At 76.1% G+C, this 20,942-nt stretch carries 2 protein-coding genes; both read right to left on the bottom strand.

Annotated features, from left to right (window positions below; translation table 11 throughout):
* Positions 1-17,624 (bottom strand): type I polyketide synthase (locus tag ADY01_RS40610; protein WP_053170900.1); only part of this gene is annotated, 17,624 nt, incomplete at its 3' end.
* Complete coding sequence (locus ADY01_RS16140; RefSeq protein WP_267888439.1) at positions 17,614-20,925, bottom strand: SDR family NAD(P)-dependent oxidoreductase; 3,312 nt, start codon at positions 20,923-20,925, stop codon at positions 17,614-17,616. The genes ADY01_RS40610 and ADY01_RS16140, both read right to left, overlap by 11 nt.
* Between the last annotated feature and the right edge of the window lie 17 nt (positions 20,926-20,942).

Below are 20,942 nucleotides of genomic sequence, written 5' to 3'. Positions count from 1 at the left end.
ACGCCGGGCTCGAAGCCTGTGTCGGGGTCCGGGTCCGGGTAGGGGTGGGCGAGGGGTGCCCAGGTCACCTGGTAGCGCCACCGGCGCCACGGCTCGGCACGTTCCCCGGCGTCGGGCAGCGTGGGCCAGAACCGCGTGCGCCGGAACGCGTAGGTGGGCAACGGGCACCGCCGCGCGCCGGTGCCCGCGAACAGGGCGTGCGGGTCGGCCTCCACGCCGTGGACATGCAGGCGCGCCAGGGCGGAGGTGAGGGCGCTCGGCTCGGCCCTGTCCGCGCGCAGCAGCGGCACGCAGGGCAGCGAGGCCCGGTCGGCGGGCAGGCAGTCGGGCACGGCGCCGGACAGGACGGCGTCGGGGCCGAGTTCCACGAAGGCGGTGGCTCCCTCGGCCCGGAGGGCTGCGACCGCCTCGGCGAAGCGGACGGTGGCACGGACCTGGCCGGTCCAGTAGGCGGGCGAGCACGCCTCTTCGGCGGTCAGCGGCCGTCCGGTGACGGTGGAGACGAGGGTGATGCGCGGCGGGGCGTAGTGCAGGGAGTCGGCGACCCGCCGGTAGGCGGCGAGCATGCCGTCCAGGTGCGGGGAGTGGAACGCATGGGAGGTCCGCAGCCGCTTGGTCCTGCGGCCCAGGCCGCTCCAGTGCGCGGCGAGCTCGTCGACCAGGTCCGCGTCGCCGGAGAGGACGACGGAGGTGGGCCCGTTGACGGCGGCGACGGCGATCCGGTCCTCGTGCCCCGCGAGTCGCGGCGCCACCTCGCCCTCGCCGGCCTCGATCGCGACCATGGCGCCGTCCGCGCGCCGCGCCTGCATCAGGCGGCCGCGGGCGGCGACGAGCGTGGCGGCGTCGGGCAGGGAGAGGACGCCCGCGACATGGGCGGCGGCCAGCTCGCCGATGGAGTGCCCGGCGAGGAGCTGCGGCGTGACGCCCCAGCTCTCCAGCATGCGGAAGAGGGAGACCTCGACGGCGAAGAGGGCCGGTTGGGCGTACTCGGTGCGGTCCAGCGCCTCGGCGTCGGCGATGGCCTCGCGCAGCGGGCGCTCCAGGTGCCGGTCGAACTCCGCGCACACCGCGTCGAACGCGGCGGCGAACGCGGGGTGGGCGGCGGCGAGTTCGGTGCCCATGCCGGCCCGCTGGCTGCCCTGGCCGGTGAAGAGGAACGCCACCGTGGTGTCGGGCGGGGCGTGGCCGGTGGTGAGGTGGGCGGAGGGGCGTCCGGCGGCGAGGTCGTCGAGGCCGCCGAGGAGGTCCTCCCTGGTCCCGGCGGTGACAACGGCGCGGACCGGCAGGTGGGGGCGGGCGGCGGCGAGCGCGTACGCGAGGTCGGCCGGGGCGGCCGGGCCGTCGGCGCCGGCGTCGAGGTGCGCGCGCAGGCGGCGGGCCTGGGCGCGCAGGGCCTCGTCGTTCCTGGCGGAGACGGGGAACAGCCGGGTGGCGGGCCCCTCCCGCCGGGCCGGGTCGCCCGCCGGCGCCGGGGCCGGCGCCGGGGGCGCCTGTTCGATGATGGCGTGCGCGTTGGTGCCGCTGATGCCGAACGAGGAGACGCCGAAGCGGCGCGGCTGTCCCGGCCTGGCCTGCCACGGCACGGCCTCGCCCAGCGGGCGGACGGCGCCCGAGGACCAGTCGACGTGCGGGCTCGGCGCGTCGAGGTGCAGGGAGCGGGGCAGCTCCTCGTGTCGCATGGCCTCGACCATCTTGATGACCCCGGCGACGCCCGCGGCGGCCTGGGTGTGGCCGATGTTGGACTTCACCGAGCCCAGCCACAGCGGCCGTTCGGGGTCGCGGTCCTGGCCGTAGGCGGCGATGAGGGCCCCCGCCTCGATGGGGTCGCCGAGCCGGGTGCCGGTGCCGTGCGCCTCCACCGCGTCCACGTCGGCCGGCGCCAGGCCCGCGCCGGCCAGCGCGGCGGTGATGCAGCGCTGCTGGGAGGGGCCGTTGGGTGCGGTGAGGCCGTTGCTCGCGCCGTCGGAGTTGACGGCGCTGCCGCGGACGACGGCGAGCACGTCGTGGCCGTTGCGGCGGGCGTCGGAGAGCCGCTCCAGCAGCAGGAGCCCGGCGCCCTCGCCCCAGCCGGTGCCGTCCGCCGCGGCGGCGAACGGCTTGCAGCGGCCGTCGGCGGCCAGGCCCCGTTGACGGCTGAACTCGACGAACAGGTCAGGGGTCGACATCAGGGTGACGGCGCCCGCCAGCGCCAGGTCGCATTCGCCGCTGCGCAGCGCCGCGGCGGCCAGGTGCAGGGCGACCAGGGCGGAGGAGCAGGCGGTGTCCACCGTCACGGCGGGGCCCTCGAAGCCGAACGCGTAGGAGATCCGGCCGGACATGACGCTGGCGGCGGCGCCCGTGGAGCGGTAGCCCTCGGCCACATGGGCGCCGTCGACGCGCGCCCCGGGCGCGGCCTCGGCGAGCAGCGCCGGGTAGTCCTGCCCGTTGGTGCCCGCGTAGACGGCGGTGCGGCTGCCGCGCAGGGTGCCTGGCGCGATGCCCGCGCGCTCGAACAGCTCCCAGGAGAGCTCCAGCATGAGCCGCTGCTGCGGGTCCATGGCCAGGGCCTCGCGCGGGCTGATGCTGAAGAAGTCGGCGTCGAAGTCCGCGACGGCGTCGAGGAACGCGCCCTCCCTGACGTAGGAGGTGCCGGGGGTGTCCGGGTCGGGGTCGAACAGCCCGTCGAGCCGCCATCCCCGGTCGGCGGGGAACGGGGTCATCGCGTCGGTGCCGGTGCGGACCAGCTCCCACAGCTCCTCCGGGCTCCCGGCGCCGCCGGGGAAGCGGCAGCTCATGGCGACGATGACGACCGGGTCGTCCTCGGCGGGGGCGCCGGGCGCGGCCTGGGCCCGGCGGTCCTGCGGCGCGGCGGCAGGGGCGGGCCCGGCCGGGGCGTCGAGGAGCCGCTCGTGGAGGTGGGCGGCGAGGGCGCCGTGCGCGGGGTGGTCGTAGACCGCGGTGGCGGGCAGGCGCAGCCCGGTCGCCGCGTTGAGGCGGTTGCGGACCTCGACGCCGGTCAGGGAGTCGAACCCGAGGCCCTTGAACGCCTGGCCCGGCGCGACGGCGTCGGCGCCGCTGTGCCCCAGGACGGCGGCGACGTGACCGCGCACCAGGTCGAGCAGGATGCGGCCGCGCTCCGCCTCCGTGGCGCCGGCGAGGCGGCGGGCGAGGGCGCCGCCGCCGGGCTCGTCCTCCTCCCTGCGGGCGTGTGCGGCGCGGATCGCGCGGACCTCGGGGATGTCGTGCAGCAGCGGCCTGGTGCGGGAGGCCGTGAAGGCGAGGAAGAACCGCTCCCAGTCGATCTCCACGACGGACACGCAGGGGTCGCCCGCGTCCACGGCGTCCGCGAGCGCGGCGACGGCGCGTTCCGGCGCCATTCCGGCCAGGCCGTGGCGGCGCAGCAGGTCGGCGACGTCGTCGTTCGCGGCCATGCCGCCGTCGGCCCAGGCGCCCCAGGCGATGGAGGTGGCGGGGAGCCCCTGGGCGCGGCGCTCCTCGGCGAGCGCGTCGAGGAAGGCGTTGCCGGGCGCGTAGGTGCCCTGCCCGGGGATGCCGAGGGTGCCCGCGATGGAGGAGAACAGCACGAACGCGTCGAGCGGCAGATCCCGGGTCAGCTCGTGCAGGTTGACGGCGGCGGTGACCTTGGGGCGCAGGGCGCGTTCGACCTGCTCGGGCCGGATGGTCTCCACGGTGCCGTCGTCGAGGACGGCGGCGGTGTGCACGACGGCGGTCAGCGGGTGCTCGGCCGGGATCGCGTCGAGGACCGCGGCCAGCGCGTCCCGGTCGGCGGCGTCGCAGGCGGCGACCGTCACGCGGGCGCCCAGCTCGGCGAGTTCGGCGCCGAGGCGGTCGGCGCCCGGGGCGGCGGGGCCGCTGCGGCTGAGGAGCAGCAGGTGCTCGACGCCGTTGCGGGCGAGCCAGCGGGCGACATGGGCGCCGAGGGCGCCGGTGCCGCCGGTGATGAGGGCGGTGCCGCGCGGGCGCCAGCGCGCGTCCTCGGGGGTGGGGCGCGCGGGGGCGCGCACCAGCCTGCGGACGAACGTGCCGGTGGGGCCGATCGCGAGCTGGTCCTCGGGGGCGTCGGCAGGCTTGGCGTCGGCGGTGCGGACCCCGGTGAGCGCGGCGACGAGCCGGGCCCCGGCGGGGGCGTCGAGGGCGGGCGGCAGGTCCACGAGGCCGCCCCAGCGGTCGGCGTGCTCAAGGGCGACGACGCGTCCGAGCCCCCAGACCAGGGACTGCGCGGTGCTGCCGGGGGCGCGGCCGGGGTCCGTCGCCACGCCGCCGCGGGTGGCGAGCCACAGCGGGGCCGTGACGCCCGCGTCACCGAGGGCCTGGACGAGGGCGACCGTCCCGGTGAGCCCCGCGGGCGCGTCCGGGAGGCCGGGGTGCGACGCCTCGTCCAGGGCGAGCAGCGACAGCACCCCGGCGGCGGGCGCCGCCTCGGGGTCGGTCCCGGGCGCGGCTTCGGAAGCGGGGAGCGTGGCGCGCAGGAGCGCGGCGAGGGTCTCGCGGTCCGCGCCGGAGGGGGCGGCGACCGGCACGACGTCCGCGCCGTGCTCGGCGAGCGCCGCCGCGGCGGCGAGGACGTGCGGGTCCCCGGCGAGGGCGGCGGGCGCGACGACCAGCCAACGCCCCTGGGCGGCTGCCCGGGTGTCGGGCAGCGGGGCCCAGCCGATGCGGTAGCGCCAGGAGTCCGTCTCGGAACGGTCCCGGGCCGGGGCGGGCGCCTCCAGCCAGAACCGTTCCCGCTGGAAGGCATAGGTGGGCAGGTCGACGGACCCGGACATGCCGACCGTGAGCACCGGGTGCGGGCTGACCTCGATGAACAGCGTGTCGTCGCGGGCGAGGAGGCCGTCCACGGTGTCCCCGAAGCGGACGGTGGCGCGCAGGTTGCGGTACCAGTAGGCGGCGTCCAGCTCGGGTCCCTCGGCGGGGGCGCCGGTGACGGTGGAGTGGAACGGGACGGCGGCCCGCCGGGGGGCGATCCCGGCGAGGGCGGCCAGGATGTCCTCGCGGAGCGTCTCCACCTGCGCGGAGTGGGAGGCGTAGTCGACGGCGATGCGCCGGGCGCGTACGCCCTCCGCCTCGCAGGCGCCGAGGAGCCCGTCCAGGGCGTCGGGGTCGCCGGAGACGACGACGCTGCCCGGACCGTTGACGGCGGCGACGGAGAGCCGGTCGTCCCACCGGGCGAGGAGGCGCACCACCTCGTGCTCGGGGGCGGCGACGGAGATCATGCCGCCGAGTCCGGAAAGGGCGCGCAGCGCCCTGCTGCGCAGTGCCACCACGGCGGCGGCGTCGGCGAGGGTGAGGGCACCGGCGACGCAGGCCGCGGCGATCTCGCCCTGGGAGTGGCCGACGACGGCGGCGGGCTGAACGCCGTGGGCGCGCCACAGCTCGGCCAGCGACACCATGACGGCGAACAGTGCGGGCTGGACGACGTCGACGCGCTCCAGGAGGGGCGCGCCGGGCTCGGCGAGGACGTCGAGCAGCGACCAGTCGGTGTGCGGGGCGAGGGCGTCGGCGCACTCCCGCATGCGGGAGGCGAACTCCGGTGACTGCTCGATGAGTTCGAGGGCCATCCCGGCCCACTGCGAGCCCTGTCCCGGGAAGACGAAGACGACCTTGCCGCCGGTGATCGCCGCGCCCCGCACGAGGCCCGACGGCTCGGGGGCCTCGTCGGCGGCGAGGGCGGGCAGCGCGTCGGCGCCGGAGAGCAGAACGGCGCGGTGTTCGAACGTCGCCCGGGTGAGGGCCAGGGAGTGGCCGATGTCGGCGGGGCGCAGCCCGGGGTGTGCGGCGAGGTGGTCGCGCAGGCGGGCGGCCTGGGCGCGCAGCGCGCTCGCGGTCCTGGCCGACAGGATCCAGGGGGCGGCGGTGCCGTCGCCGGGCGCCGGGGGCGCGGGGGCCGTGTCCCCCACCGCGGGCTCCGCGAGCGGGAGTTCGAGGATGGCGTGGGCGTTGGTGCCGCTGATGCCGAACGAGGAGACGGCGGCGCGGCGCGGGCGGCCGGTGTCGGGCCACTCCACCGACTCGGTCAGCAGCCGCACCGCGCCCGCGTCCCAGTCCACATGGGAGGACGGCTGATCCACGTGCAGGGTCCGCGGCAGGACCCCGTGGTGCATCGCCTGCACCATCTTGATGACCCCGGCGACGCCGGACGCCGCCTGGGTGTGCCCGATGTTCGACTTCAACGACCCCAGCCACAACGGCCGTTCACCCTCCCGGCCCTGGCCGTAGGTGGCGAGCAACGCCTGCGCCTCGATCGGATCACCCAGCGCCGTACCCGTGCCATGCGCCTCCACCGCGTCCACCTCGTTCGCCGACAGGCCCGCGTTGACCAGCGCCGCGCGGATCACCCGCTGCTGCGACGGGCCGTTGGGCGCGGTCAGGCCGTTGCTGGCGCCGTCCTGGTTGACGGCGGTGCCCCGCACCACCGCCAGCACCCGGTGACCGTTGCGCCGCGCATCGGAAAGCCGCTCCAGCAGCAGCACGCCGACACCCTCGGCCCAACCCGTCCCATCCGCCCCCTCCGCGAACGGCTTGCACCGCCCGTCCGGCGCCAGCCCACGCTGCCGGCTGAACTCCACGAACGTTCCCGGCGTGGCCATCACCGCGACGCCGCCCGCCAGCGCCATCGCGCACTCACCGCTCCGCAGCGACTGCGCCGCCAGATGCAACGCCACCAGCGACGACGAACACGCCGTGTCCACCGTCACCGCCGGCCCCTCAAGGCCGAACGTGTAGGCGACGCGCCCGGACGCGACGCTGCCGGTGTTGCCGGTGAGCAGGTGTCCTTCGAAGCCGTCCGGCGCGGTGGACAGCCGGGAGGCGTAGTCGTGGTACATCAGGCCCGCGAAGACGCCGGTGGCGCTGGAACGCACCGAGGCCGGATCGATCCCCGCCCGCTCGAACACCTCCCACGACGTCTCCAGCAGCAACCGCTGCTGCGGATCCATCGCCAGCGCCTCACGCGGCGAGATCCCGAAGAACCCGGCGTCGAACTCCCCCGCCTCGTGCAGGAACCCACCCTCCCGCACATACGACCGACCCACGCGCTCCGGATCCGGATCGTAGAGCGAGGCCACATCCCAGCCGCGGTCCACCGGGAACGCCCCAACGGCATCCACCCCCTCCGCGACCAGCCGCCACAACGCCTCCGGCGAATCCACCCCGCCCGGATACCGGCACGCCATCCCGACGACCACCACGGGATCCTCGCCACCCCCCGCCACCGCGGGCGCCGGGAGCGCGGGCGCGGCGGACACGGCGGTGTCCTCGCCGAGCAGCAGGGTCCGCAGGACGTCGGCGAGGGCGTGCGGCGTGGGGTGGTCGAAGACGGCGGTGGACGGCAGGCGCAGTCCGGTCGCCGCGTTGAGCCGGTTCCGCAGCTCCAGGCCGATCAGCGAGTCGAAGCCCAGCTCCCTGAACGCGCGGCCCGGGTCGACCGAGGAGGCGTTGCCGCGGCGCAGGACGTGCGCCGCCTGGGCGCGCACCACATCGATGAGCGCCTCGCGCTGCTGGTCGGGGGAGAGTCCGGCGAGCGTGTCGGCGAGGCCGCCGCCGCGGGCGGCGGGCGCGCCGAGCGTCGGCCTGGCCGGGGCGGCGGAGCGGACGAGGCCGCGCAGCACCGCGGGAACGTCCTCGCCCGCGGGCACCGTCGCGTTCAGCGTCGCGGCGACGGCGACCGCGTCACCGAGCGTCCCGCCCGGCGCCGAGCCCGCGTCGAACAGGGCCAGGCCGGTGGCCGAGTCGAGGGGGGCGATGCCGCCCCTGGCCATCCTCGCCACGTCGGTGCCGCTCATCGCGGCGGTCAGGCCGCTGCGTTCGGCCCACAGGCCCCACGCCAGCGACACGGCGGGAAGGCCCAGCGACCTGCGGTGCAGCGCCAGCGCGTCCAGGAACGCGTTCGCCGCCGCGTAGTTGGCCTGCCCCGCGCCGCCCGTCGTGCCGATGACGGACGAGAACAGGACGAAGGACGTGAGCGGCTGCTCGCGGGTCAGCTCGTGCAGGTGCCAGGCCGCGTCCGCCTTGGGGCGCAGCACGCGGGCGAGCCCCTCTGGCGTGAGAGTGCCGACGACTCCGTCGTCCAGGATGCCCGCGGTGTGCACGACGGCGGACAGGCGACGCCCCGCGAGGAGCCGGGCCAGGGCCTCCCGGTCGGCGACATCGCAGCCGGCGTGCTCCACCCTGGCGCCCCACGCGGCCAGTTCCGCCCCGAGTTCGGCCGCCCCGGGAGCGTCGGCGCCCCGGCGCGAGACCAGCAGCAGGTCGCGGACGCCGCGTTCGGCCACCAAGTGGCGGGCCAGCAGGCGGCCCAGCGTGCCGGAGCCGCCGGTGATCAGCACCGTGCCGCCGGCGTCGGCGAACGGCGGCGGGTCAGGCACGCGCGGCCGGTCGGCCGGTTCCAGCCGAGGCACCGACACGGTGCCGGCGCGTACCGCGAGCTGCGGCTCCCCGGAGGCCACGGCCGCCGCGACCACCGGATCCGCCAGCGGGTCGGCGTCCGCGACCGTGTCCACGTCGAGCAGCGCGAACCGGCCCGGCTGCTCGATCAGCGCGGAACGGACCAGGCCCCACACGGCGGCGGCCACCGGGTCACTGACGGTCTCGTCCGGGCCGGTCGCCACCGCACCCCGGGTCACGACGACCAGCCGACGCGCCTCGTTGGCGGGGTCGGCCAGCCACTCCGCCACGGTCGCCAGGGCGCGTCGGGTCACGCCGTGCAGCGCGGCGGGAACGTCGTGCGCGTCGGCGTGCGGGCCCCGGAAGTCGACGGATACGGCCTCCACCGCCTCGTCGTCGGCGGCGACCCGCGCGGTCGGCGGCGTCCAACCCAGCCGGTACAGCCCGCCGTTGCTCCCGGGCACGGCCGGGCGCAGCGGGCCGTCCGTGGCGCGCAGCCGCAGCGCGGCGACGTCGGCGACGGGGCTGCCGTGCCGGTCGTGAACGGTGAGGGACACATCGCCGCTCTCCGCCAGGCGCAGGCGGACGCGGAGCGCCGACGCGCCGGCGGCGTGCAGGGTGACTCCGTGCCAGGCGAACGGGAGTCGGCAGGCGCCCTCGTCGCCGACGAGCACGGCGCGCGCCAGGGCGTGGAGCGCTGCGTCGAGCAGCGCGGGGTGCAGCGCGAAGTCCCGGGTCCCGCGTCCGGCCGCCGCCTCCGGTAGCTCCACCTCGGCGTACAGCTCGTCACCGCTGCGCCAGGCGGCGCGCAGCCCGCGGAACGCCGGGCCGTAGCCGAAGCCGCCCGCGGTGAGGTGATCGTAGAGCGCGTCGGCGCCGAGGGGTTCCGCGCCGGGCGGCGGCCAGGGGGTGGTCCCGGCACCGGGGGCGGCCGTTTCGGCGGAGACGAAGCCGGTGGCGTTGCGGGTCCAGGTGGTGGAGCCCGGCGGGCGAGAGTGGAGGGCGACGGCGCGCCGCCCGTCCCCCTCGGGTGCGGCGACGGTGAGCTGGAGGTGGGTGTTCCCCGTGTCGGGGAGGAGGAGCGGTGCTTCGAGGATGAGTTCGTCCACGTGTCCGCAGCCGACCTGGTCACCGGCGTGCACGGCCATCTCCAGCATCGCCGTGCCGGGCAGCAGGACGGCGCCGTTGACCGCGTGATCCGCCAGCCACGGGTGCTGCCGCAGTGACAGGCTGCCCGTCAGCAAGAACCCGTCGCTGCCCACCAACTCCACGCCCGCGCCCAGCAGGGGGTGTTCCGTCCCGCGCAGGCCGAGCCCGTCGGCGGACGAGGCGGCGCGGGTGTCGGCGTCGAGCCAGTAGCGCTGCCGCTGGAAGGGGTAGGTCGGCACGTCGACATGCCGACCGCCGGCGAACACGCGGTCCCAGGCGACCGGAACGCCGTGCACCCACGCCTCGGCCAGCGAGGTCAGGAAGCGGTCCATCCCGCCCTCGCCCCGCCGCAACGAGCCGACGGCGACGGCCTCGTCCAGGCTGGGCACCAGCACGGGATGCGCACTGGCCTCGACGAACACCCCATGCCCGTCCGCCCGCGCCGCACGCACCGCCTCATCGAACCGCACCCGGCCGCGCAGACTCTCGAACCAGTACGCCCCGTCCAGACCCGCGGTGTCCAACTCCCCACCCGTCACCGTGGAGTAGAACGGCACCGACCCCGAACGCGGCACAACAGGCGCCAGATCCGTCAGGATCCGCTCCCGCAGACCATCCACCTGAGCGGAATGCGACGCGTAATCCACCGGAATGCGGCGAGCCCGCACCCCATCCGCCTCACAGACGGCCAGCAACTCGTCCAACGCCCCCGGCTCACCCGAAACCACCGTCGCACGCGGCCCGTTGACCGCCGCCACCGACAACCGCCCACCCCACCCGGCGATGCGCCCCTCCACCTCGGCCACCGGCTCCGCGACCGACACCATCCCACCCCTGCCGGACAACCCCAGCAACGCCCTGCTCCGCAAAGCGACGACGCGGGCGCCGTCCTCCAACGACAACCCACCGGCGACACAGGCGGCGGCGATCTCCCCCTGCGAATGACCGACCACGGCAGCGGGCTCCACACCATACGAACGCCACAGCCCGGCCAGCGACACCATCACCGCCCACAACACCGGCTGCACCACATCAACCCGCTCAAGCCAGCCCTCGTCCTCCGAACGCAGCACCTCGCAGAGCGACCAGTCGACAAAAGGACTCAACGCCACCTCACAGGCGGCCATCCCCTCCGCGAACACCGGCGAGGCATCCAGCAACCCCACCGCCATCCCCACCCACTGCGACCCCTGACCCGGAAACACCAGCACCACCCGGCTGCCACCAGGTACTACCTCACCCACCACGGTGTCCGACCCCAGCACCACCGCACGGTGATCAAGCGCGGCCCGGCCCATCGCCAGCGACCACCCCACATCCACCGACGGCTCGACACCCCGCACCCGCGCCAACTGAGCGTGCAACGCCCCCTCGCCCGCACCCGACACCACCAACGGCAGGACCGGCGGAGCGGAGGCAGGAGTGCTCGGCGTTCCCGACTGCGCGGCGGTGGGAGCCTCGACTATGACGTGGGCGTTCGTCCCGCTCGCCCCGAAGGAGGAGACGCCCGCGCGGCGGGGGCGGCCGGTGTCGGGCCATTCCACCGACTCGGTCAGCAGCCGCACCGCACCCGCGTCCCAGTCCACATGCGGCGACGGCTCGTCCACGTGCAACGTGCGCGGCAGGACCCCGTGCCGCATCGCCTGCACCATCTTGACCACACCACCCACACCCGCCGCCGCCTGGGCGTGCCCGATGTTCGACTTCAACGACCCCAGCCACAACGGCCGTTCACCCTCCCGGCCCTGGCCGTAGGTGGCGAGCAACGCCTGCGCCTCGATCGGATCACCCAAGGTGGTGCCCGTGCCGTGCGCCTCCACCACGTCCACCTCACCGGCCGACACCCCCGCACCCGCCAACGCGGCCCGGATCACCCGCTGTTGGGAGGGTCCGTTCGGCGCGGTGAGCCCGTTGCTCGCGCCGTCCTGATTGACCGCGCTCCCCCGCACCACCGCCAGCACCCGGTGACCGTTGCGCCGCGCGTCCGACAACCGCTCCAGCAGCAGCACCCCGACGCCCTCGGAGAACCCGGCGCCATCCGCCCCGGCGCCGAACGCCTTGCACCGGCCGTCCGCCGAAAGGCCGCGCTGCCTGCTGAACTCGGTGAACAGGGCCGGTGACGACAGGACGGTCACGCCACCGGCGAGCGCCATGGAGCACTCGCCCCGGCGCAGCGCCTGGGCCGCGAGATGCAGCGCCACCAGGGACGACGAGCAGGCCGTGTCCACCGTCACCGCGGGGCCCTCAAGCCCGAAGGTATAGGCGACGCGTCCGGAGATCACGCTGCTCGATGCGCCGGTGGCGAGGTAGCCCTCGACGTCCTCGGGAACGGTGTGCAGGCGGCTGCCGTAGTCGTGGTACATCACGCCCGCGAAGACGCCGATGTCCGTCCCGCGCAGCGACAGCGGGTCGATGCCCGCCCGCTCGAAGGTCTCCCACGAGGTCTCCAGCAGCAACCGCTGCTGCGGATCCATCGCCAGGGCCTCACGCGGCGAGATCCCGAACAACTCCGCGTCGAAGTCCCCGGCCCCGTCGAGGAATCCGCCGTGCCGCGTATACGAACGCCCCGGCCGTTCCGGGTCCGGGTCGTAGAGCGCGTCCACGTCCCAGCCGCGGTCCTCGGGGAACGCCGAGATCGCGTCGCCGCCCTCCATCACCAGCCGCCACAGATCCTCGGGCGAGGCCACCCCGCCCGGATACCGGCAGCCCATCGCCACGATCGCCACCGGCTCGTCCACGGCGGTGGGGATGATCCGGCGCTGCTCGGGGGCCTGGTCGAGGACCTGCCGCCGTATCAGGTCGGCCAGCGCCTCGGGGGTGGGGTGGTCGAAGACCAGGGTGGCGGGCAGGCGCAGGCCGGTCTCGGCGGAGAGCCGGTTGCGCAGTTCGACGGCCGTCAGCGAGTCGAAGCCCAGGTCCTTGAACGCACGGCCCGGTGTGACGGTGTCGGGCGAGGCGTGACCGAGGACGGCGGCGATGTTCTCCCGGACGAGGCCGAGGACGGCGTGGCGTTGCTCCGGCTCGGAGAGCGCGGTGAGCCGCTGCCGCAGGCGAGGCGTGGCGGGCGCGTCGGCGGCCCGGCGGCGGCTGCGCCGGGGCGCCGCGGGCGCGGCGTGGCCGGCGAGCAGCGCGGGGAGCGAGGGCGAGGCCGCGACGGGGGCGAGGCGTGCGGCGAGCAGCGTCGCTCCCGCGGGTCCCGGCCGCGGGTCGGCCAGCGCCTGGTCGAGGAGGGCCAGGCCCTGGGCGGTGGTGAGCGGCTTGATGCCGCCGCGGGCCATGCGGGCGAGGTCGGTCTCGCCGAGCCCACCCGTCATCGTGCTGCGTTCGGCCCACAGGCCCCAGGCCAGCGACACCGCCGGAAGGCCCTGGGAGCGCCGGAAGCCCGCGAGGCCGTCGAGCGCCGCGTTGGCCGCCGCATACGCCGCCTGCCCCGCGCTGCCCAACACCCCGGCCGCGGACGAGAACAGCACGAACGCCGCCAGGTCCAGGCCCGCGGTGAGTTCATGCAGATGCCAGGCCGCGTCCACCTTCGACCGCAGCGCCTCACCGAGCGCGTCCTCCGTCAGGGAGTCCACGAGGCCGTCGGTGAGGACGCCGGTGGCGTGCACGACGGCGGTCAGCGGGTGTTCGTCGGAGAGGGTGTCGAGGACGGCGGCCAGGCCGTCCCGGTCGGCGGCGTCGCAGGCGGCCACGGTGACCGAGGCCCCCAGCGCCGTCAACTCGGCCACCAACTCGCCCGCGCCCTCGGCCTCGTCGCCGCTCCGGGAGACAAGCAGCAGGTGACGCGCGCCGTGCTCGGTGACGAGATGGCGGGCCGTCAGCCCGCCGAGGGTCCCCGTTCCGCCGGTGAGCAGAACCGTCCCCTCGGGATCGAACGGCGGCACCTCGCCCACGACCTCCGGCAGGCGCTCCAGACGCGGAACGAACACCCGCCCCTCGCGCACCGCCACCTGCGGCTCACCCGACGCCAGCACACCCGCCAACACCTCATCGGCCATGTCCACGTCCGTGTCCGCGTCCGTGTCCACCAGCACGAAACGACCCGGATGCTCAGCCTGCGCCGACCGCACCAGACCCCACACCACCGAAGCAGCCGGATCCACCACCCGACCCTCCGCACCCACGGCCACCGCACCACCGGTGACCACCACCAGCCGACCACCCCGCTCCAACACCTCCCGCACCGCCACCAGCACACGCCCCGCCAGGCCATGGACGGCGGCGATGGGGTCGGTGGGGGCGGTGGGTGACGGCCCGTCCGTCAGCCGTAGGACGGCGTGCTCGGCGGGAGCCTCGGCGGCCCCCGTCTCCGGCAGGGGCCGCCAGTCGACGGCGTGAAGGGCGGCGCCCTTCGCGTCGCCGAGCGCCAGCGCGTCGGAGACGGGTCGCAGGTCGAGTGAACGCGCCTGCGCGACGACCTCGCCCGTGGTGTCGGCGACGGTGACGGCGACCCGGTCGGCCGCCAGGGGCAGCAGGCGGACGCGCAGCGCCGCGGCGCCGACGGCGTGCAGGGTGACGCCGGTCCAGGAGAACGGCAGCCGCCCCCGGTCGCGGCCCGAGGCCGACGGGTCGGCCAGGGCCAGCGGGTGCAGCGCCGCGTCGAGCAGCGCGGGGTGCAGGCCGTAGCGTTCCGCGTCGTCCCTGGCGGAGTCGGGGAGGGCCACCTCGGCGTACAGCTCGTCGCCGGACACCCCGGCGCGGCGCCAGGCGGCGCGCAGGCCGCGGAACGCGCCGCCGTAGGCGAATCCGCTCGCGTCGAGCCGCTCGTACAGGCCGTCGACGGGCAGCGGTTCGGCTCCGGGCGGCGGCCAGGTGGTGAGGCCGGTGTCAGCGGCATCGGGTCCTTCGGCGCCGGGGGACACGACGCCCTCGGCGTGGCGGGTCCAGGGCCCGGCCTCGTCGTGGCGCGAGTAGAGCCGCAGCGCCCGGCGGCCGTTCGCGTCGGGTTCGTCCACGACGAGCTGGATGAACACGGGGCCGCGTTCCGGCAGGACCAGCGGCGCTTCGAGCGTGAGCTCGTCGACGGTTCCGCAGCCCACGTGGTCGCCCGCCTGGAGGGCGAGTTCGAGCAGGGCGGTGCCGGGGAGCAGCACGGTGCCGTGCACGGCGTGGCCCGCGAGCCACGGCTGGGTGCGCGGGGAGATCTGGCCGGTGAACAGGACGCCGTCCGCGTCGGCGAGCGCCACGCGCGCCCCGAGCAGCGGGTGTTCCGCCGTGCCGAGGCCGAGCCCGGCGGCGCTCGCGGTGGTGGCGGGTGCGTCGAGCCAGTAGCGCCTGCGCTGGAAGGCATAGGTCGGCAGCGGAACGGACCCGCCGGTGGCGGCTCCGGTTCCGTTGCCCGTGCCCGTACCGTTGCCCGTGGCCGTGCCCATGCCGGTGCCGCGCCAGTCGATGTCGGCGCCGTGGGCGTACGCGTCGGCGAGCGAGCCGAGGAACCGTCGCGGCCCGTCCTCGTCGCGGCGCAGCGTGCCGAGGGCCGCGGCCTCCGCCTCGGCGGCCTCGATGGTGTCCTGGATGGCCGCCGTGAGCACGGGGTGGGCGCTGACCTCGATGAACAGGGCGTGGCCCGCGGCGAGCAGGGCGCGCGTGGTCTCCTCGAAGCGAACGGTGTGCCGGAGGTTGGTGTACCAGTAGGCGGCGTCGAGGCCCGCCGTGTCGAGGGGCTCGGCGGTGACGGTGGAGTGGAACGGAACGGTGGCGGCGCGCGGGGTGAGGGGCGCCAGGGCGCTGAGCAGTTCGTCACGGATGCGCTCGACCTGCGGGCCGTGCGAGGCGTAGTCCACGGGAACGCGCCGGGCGCGCACGCCGTCGGCGTCGCACGCGGCGAGGAGTTCGTCCAGGGCCGCCGGTTCGCCGGAGACGACGGTGGCCCGGGGGCCGTTGACGGCGGCGACGGCGAGGCGGCCGGCCCAGCGGTCGAGGAGCGCGCGGGTGGCGTCGGCCGACAGGGCGAGGGACACCATGCCGCCGTCCCCCGCGAGCAGGAGCAGGGCCTTGCTGCGGAGGGCGACGACGCGGGCGGCGTCGTCCAGGGACAGGGCCCCCGCGACGCAGGCCGCGGCGATCTCGCCCTGGGAGTGGCCGACGACGGCGGCGGGCTGAACGCCGTGCGCGCGCCACAGCTCGGCCAGCGACACCATCACCGCCCAGAGCACGGGCTGGACGACGTCGACCCGCTCCAGCGTGGGGGCGCCCGGCTCGCCGCGCAGGACGCCGGTCAGGGACCAGTCGACGTGCTCGGCGAGGGCGCGTTCGCACGCGGCGATCCGGTCGGCGAACGCACGGGTGGCGTCGGAGGGACCCGGGGTGCCGGTTCCCGGCTCGGCGGCGTCCGCGGCGTTCAGCAGGTCCACGGCCATGCCCGCCCACTGCGAGCCCTGGCCAGGGAAGACCATGACCGGCCGGTCGGCGCCGGGGAGGGCGCGGCCGGTGAACGTGCCGGGGGCGGGCCTGCCGTCGGCGAGCGCGGCGAGGGCGGCGAGCGCGCCGTCGCGGTCGTCGGCGACGACGACGGCGCGGTGGTCGAGGGCGGCGCGGGTCGCGACCAGGGCGTCGGCCGTGTCGCGCAGCGGCGACCCGGGCTGGGCGGCGAGGTGGTCGCGCAGCGCGGCCGCCTGGGCCGGGACGGCGGCGGCGGCGTTGCCGTGGATGACGAGCGGCACCGGTCCCGCGCCGTGGAGGGGGACGTCGGGAACGGGCCGCGTCTCGGGCTCCGGCCGTTCGATGATGGCGTGGGCGTTGGTGCCGCTGGCGCCGAACGAGGAGACGCCGACGCGGCGCGGGCGGCCCGTCTCGGGCCACGGCATCGACTCGGTCAGCAGCCGCACGCCGCCCGCGTCCCAGTCCACGTGGGAGGAGGGCGCGTCGACGTGCAGCGTCCTCGGCAGCACCCCGTGGCGCATCGCCATCACGGACTTGATGACGCCGCCGACGCCCGCCGCCGCCTGGGTGTGGCCGATGTTCGACTTCAACGAGCCCAGCCACAGGGGATGGTGGGGATCCCGGTGGCGCCCGTAGGTGGCGAGGAGCGCCTCGGCCTCGATCGGGTCGCCGAGTCGGGTCCCGGTGCCGTGCGCCTCGACGCCGTCCACGTCGGCGGTGGTCAGCCCGGCGTTCGCGAGAGCCTGGCGGATGACTCGTTCCTGCGCGGGCCCGTTGGGCGCGGTGAGGCCGCTGCTGGCGCCGTCCTGGTTGAGGGCGCTGCCGCGGACGACGGCGAGCACGGGGTGCCCGTTGCGCCTCGCGTCGGAGAGGCGTTCGAGCAGCAGGACGCCGACGCCCTCGGAGAACCCGGCGCCGTCGGCGGCGTCGGCGAACGCCTTGCAGCGGCCGTCGGCGGCGAGAGCCCGCTGACGGCTCGACTCGATGAAGAGGTTGGGACTGGCCAGCACGGTCGCCCCCGCGGCCAGGGCCATGGTGCAGTCGCCCTGGCGCAGGGCGTGGCTCGCCAGGTGCAGGGCGACGAGGGACGAGGAGCAGGCGGTGTCCACGGTGACGGCGGGGCCTTCGAGGCCGAGAGCGTAGGCGACGCGCCCCGAGGCGACGCTGCCCGCGCTCCCGTTGTAGAAGTACCCCTCAAGGCCCTCGGGGGCGGTGGGCATCCGGGAGGCGTAGTCGTGGTACATCACGCCGGCGAAGACGCCCGTGGCGGTGGAGCGGAGCGTCCGGGGGTTGATGCCCGCCCGTTCGATCGCCTCCCAGGAGGTCTCCAGCAGCAGGCGCTGCTGGGGGTCCATGGCGAGGGCTTCGCGCGGGCTGATGCCGAAGAACTCGGCGTCGAAGTCGGCGGCGTCGTGCAGGAAGCCGCCGTGCCGCACCGATGTCCTCCCCGGCTTGCCGGGCTCCTCGTCGTAGAGGGTGTCCAGGTCCCAGCCGCGGTCGGTGGGGAACTCCGAGATGGCGTCGCCCTCGTCGGCGACGAACCGCCACAGGTCCTCGGGCGACCGCACGCCGCCCGGGTAGCGGCAGCTCATGGCGACGATCGCGATGGGCTCGGGCGCGCGCTCCTCGACGTCCTTCAGGCGCCGGCGGGTCTTGTGGAGATCAGCCGTCACCAGCTTGAGGTAGTCGAGGAGCTTCTCCTCAGTGGTCACCCCGTGGCCCGCCCTTCTCGCGGTCGATGATCTGCGCTTCGATGAAGGCGAAGACCTCGTCGGCCGTCGCGTCCTTGAGCACGGCGTCGATGTCCTCGCCGCCCGGTGGCGCCGCGTCAGCCGCGTCCGCCGTCGCCGCCGCGTCGCCCGTCTCCGGTGGTGCCGCCTGCCCGGCCTCCGTGGCCGCGCCCGAGGGCCGGCCGCCCTCGGGCCACAGCAGCGCCCCGAGGTGCCGGGCCAGCCGGGCGGGGGTCGGGTGGTCGAAGACGAGCACGGCCGAGAGCCGCCGTCCCACGACGCGGCCGAGCCGGTTGCGGAGGTCGACGGCGGTCAGGGAGTCGAACCCCACCTCCAGGAACCCGCGGTGCGGAGGCACCGCGTGGACCGACGCGTGTCCGAGGACGTCGGCCGCCTGGGTACGGACCAGCTCCACCAGGGCCCGTTCGCGGTCCTCGACGGTCAACGGGTCGAGCCGCCGGCGCAGTTCGGCCTCCCCGCCGCCCTCGGCCGTGGCCGCCGGCGTGCCGGGACCGGCCCCGGGTCCTCGGCGGGCGGCGGGGCGGGCGAGCCCGCGGAGCAGCGGCGCGACGGCGTCCCCGCGCAGCGCCTCGGGGTCGAGCCTGGCCGCGGTGACGACCGCGTCGGCGCCGCGCAGCGCGGCATCGTGGAGCGCCAGGCCCTCGGCCACGTCCAGCGGCAGCATCCCGGCGGCGGCGATGCGCGAGAGCGCGTCCCCGTCCAGGTGCCCGGTCATGTCGCTGCGCCGCTCCCACAGGCCCCAGGCGAGGGAGGTCGCCGGGAGGCCGGTGGCGCGGCGGTGGGCGGCGAGGGCGTCGAGGTAGGCGTTGGCCGCCGCGTAGTTGCCCTGCCCCTGGCGGCCGAAGGTGGCCGCGGCGGCGGAGAACAGCACGAACGCCGACAGGTCGAGTCCCGCCGTCAGTTCGTGCAGGTGGGTGGCGACATCCACCTTGGCCCGCAGGACCCGCTCCACCTGGCGCGGTGTCAGCGTGTGCACCATGCCGTCGTCGAGAACGCCCCCGGCGTGGACCACGGCGGTGAGCGGATGCTCCTCCGGTATCGCGGCCAGCACGGCGGCCAGCGCGTCGCGGTCGGCGGCGTCGCAGGCCACGATGGTCGTCCTGGCTCCGAACCCGTCGAGCCGCGCGACGAGTTCGGCCGTGCCCGGCGTCTCCGGGCCGCGCCTGCCGACCAGCAGCAGGTGCCGCACGCCATGCTCGGCCACCAGGTGGCGGGCCAGGAGACTTCCGAGGGTGCCGGTGCCGCCGACGATCAGGACGGTGCCGTCGGGCCGTGGCCGCGGCAGCGGCCCGGTGGCGGCCGGGACCCGGGCCAGGCGCGGCACGACGACCGCGCCGCGCCGGACGGCGAGTTGCGGCTCGCCCGCCGCGACGGCCGCGGCGACGGCGGCGGGCACCGCGGCGCGGGACGCCGCGTCCTCGTCCACGTCGACCAGCACGAAACGGTCCGGGTGCTCGGCCTGCGCGGAACGGATCAGCCCCCAGGCCGCCGCGGACCCGAGGTCGCGCACGTCCTGCCCCGGGCCCGTCGCCACCGCTCCGCTCGTCACGATCGCCAGGCGCGCCGTCTCGGAACGCTCGTCGTCCAGCCACTCCCGCACCCTCGCCAGGGCACGCGCCGTCACGTCGTGGACGGAGGCGACGGTGCCGCGCCGGTCCTCGGGGTCGGTGGCGAGGTCATGGAGGACGAGGGCATCGGTGTCGCGTCCGGCGCCGGTGTCCTGGGTGGCGGTGGCCGGGGGCAGCGAGATCCATTCGACGCGGTAGAGGCCGTCCTGCCCGCCGGCGCCGCGCAGTTGGTCCGCGGCGAGCGGGCGGAGCGCGAGCGACGCGACGGTGGCCACCGGCGCCCCGGTGCCGTCCGCGATCCGCAGGGCCACGCCCTCCTGGGCCCCCGCGGCGTCCACGGCGCGCGACAGCCGCACGCGCAGCGCGGTCGCCCCGGTGGCGTGCAGGGCGACTCCGGACCAGGCGAACGGGAGGCGGGCCGCGTCGGATTCGGCGACCAGGCCGCCGGCGTCCATCGGGTGCAGGGCCGCGTCGAACAGCGCCGGGTGCAGGCCGTAGCCGGAGCCCGTTCCCTCCGGGAGAACGACCTCGGCGTAAACCTCGGGTTCCGGCCCGCCCGCCGCCGAACCGGGAGGCGCCTCGGACAGCCACGCCGCCCGCAGGCCGCGGAAGGCGGGCCCGTAGTCGAGTCCCGTCTTGGCCAGACGCGCCTGAAGCTCCGCCACGTCGACGGGGATCGCGCCCGCCGGTGGCCAGGCCGCGAGGTCGAAGGCGGCGGGCGCCGCCTCCCTCGCGAGGGTGCCCGAGGCGTGCCGCGTCCACGGCTCGTCGGCCCGGCGGGAGTGGAGGGTGAGGGGGCGTCGGCCGTCGCCGTCGGGGCCGCCGACGGCGAGCTGGAGTTGTGCCTCGCCGTCCTCGGGGATGATCAGGGGCGCTTCGAGCGTCAGCTCCTCGACCGCGCCGCAGCCGGTGCGTCCCGCGGCGTGGAGGGCGAGTTCCACGATGGCCGTGCCCGGGAGGACGACGATGCCGTGGACCATGTGGTCGGCGAGCCACGCGTGGTCGGTCAGGGACAGCCGCCCGGTGAACACGTGGCCCTCGCTGTCGGCGAGCGGCAACGCGGCGCCGAGCAACGGGTGTTCCTCGGCGGCAAGCCCGGCCGCGGCGACGTCCACGGCACCGGCGGGGGCCGCGTTCAGCCAGTAACGCCGGTGCTGGAAGGGGTAGGTCGGCACGTCGACATGCCGACCGCCCGCGAGAACGCGGTCCCAGGCCACGGGAACGCCGTGCACCCATGCCTCGGCGAGCGAGGCCACGAAACGGTCCATCCCGCCCTCGCCCCGCCGCAGCGAGCCGATGGCGGTGGCATCCTCGATCGCCATCGTCAGCACCGGATGCGCACTGGCCTCGACGAATATCCCGAAGCCCTGAGCGACCAGCGACTCCACCACCGCCGCGAACCGCACCGTCCCCCGCAGATTCTCGAACCAGTACGCCCCGTCCAGACCCGCGGTGTCCAACTCCCCACCCGTCACCGTGGAGTAGAACGGCACCGACCCCGAACGCGGGGCGAGGGAAGCCAGATCCGTCAGGATCCGCTCCCGCAGACCATCCACCTGAGCGGAATGCGACGCGTAATCCACCGGAATTCGGCGAGCCCGCACCCCATCCGCCCCACAGGCGGCCAGCAACTCGTCCAACGCCCCGGGCTCACCCGAAACCACCGTCGCCCGCGGCCCGTTGACCGCCGCCACCGACAACCGCCCACCCC

The sequence above is a fragment of the Streptomyces sp. SBT349 genome (genome assembly GCF_001083795.1).
Taxonomy (GTDB): Bacteria; Actinomycetota; Actinomycetes; order Streptomycetales; family Streptomycetaceae; genus Streptomyces.
Note: the sequence above shows the minus strand (reverse complement) of the source record. Positions and strands in the feature narration are given on the sequence as shown.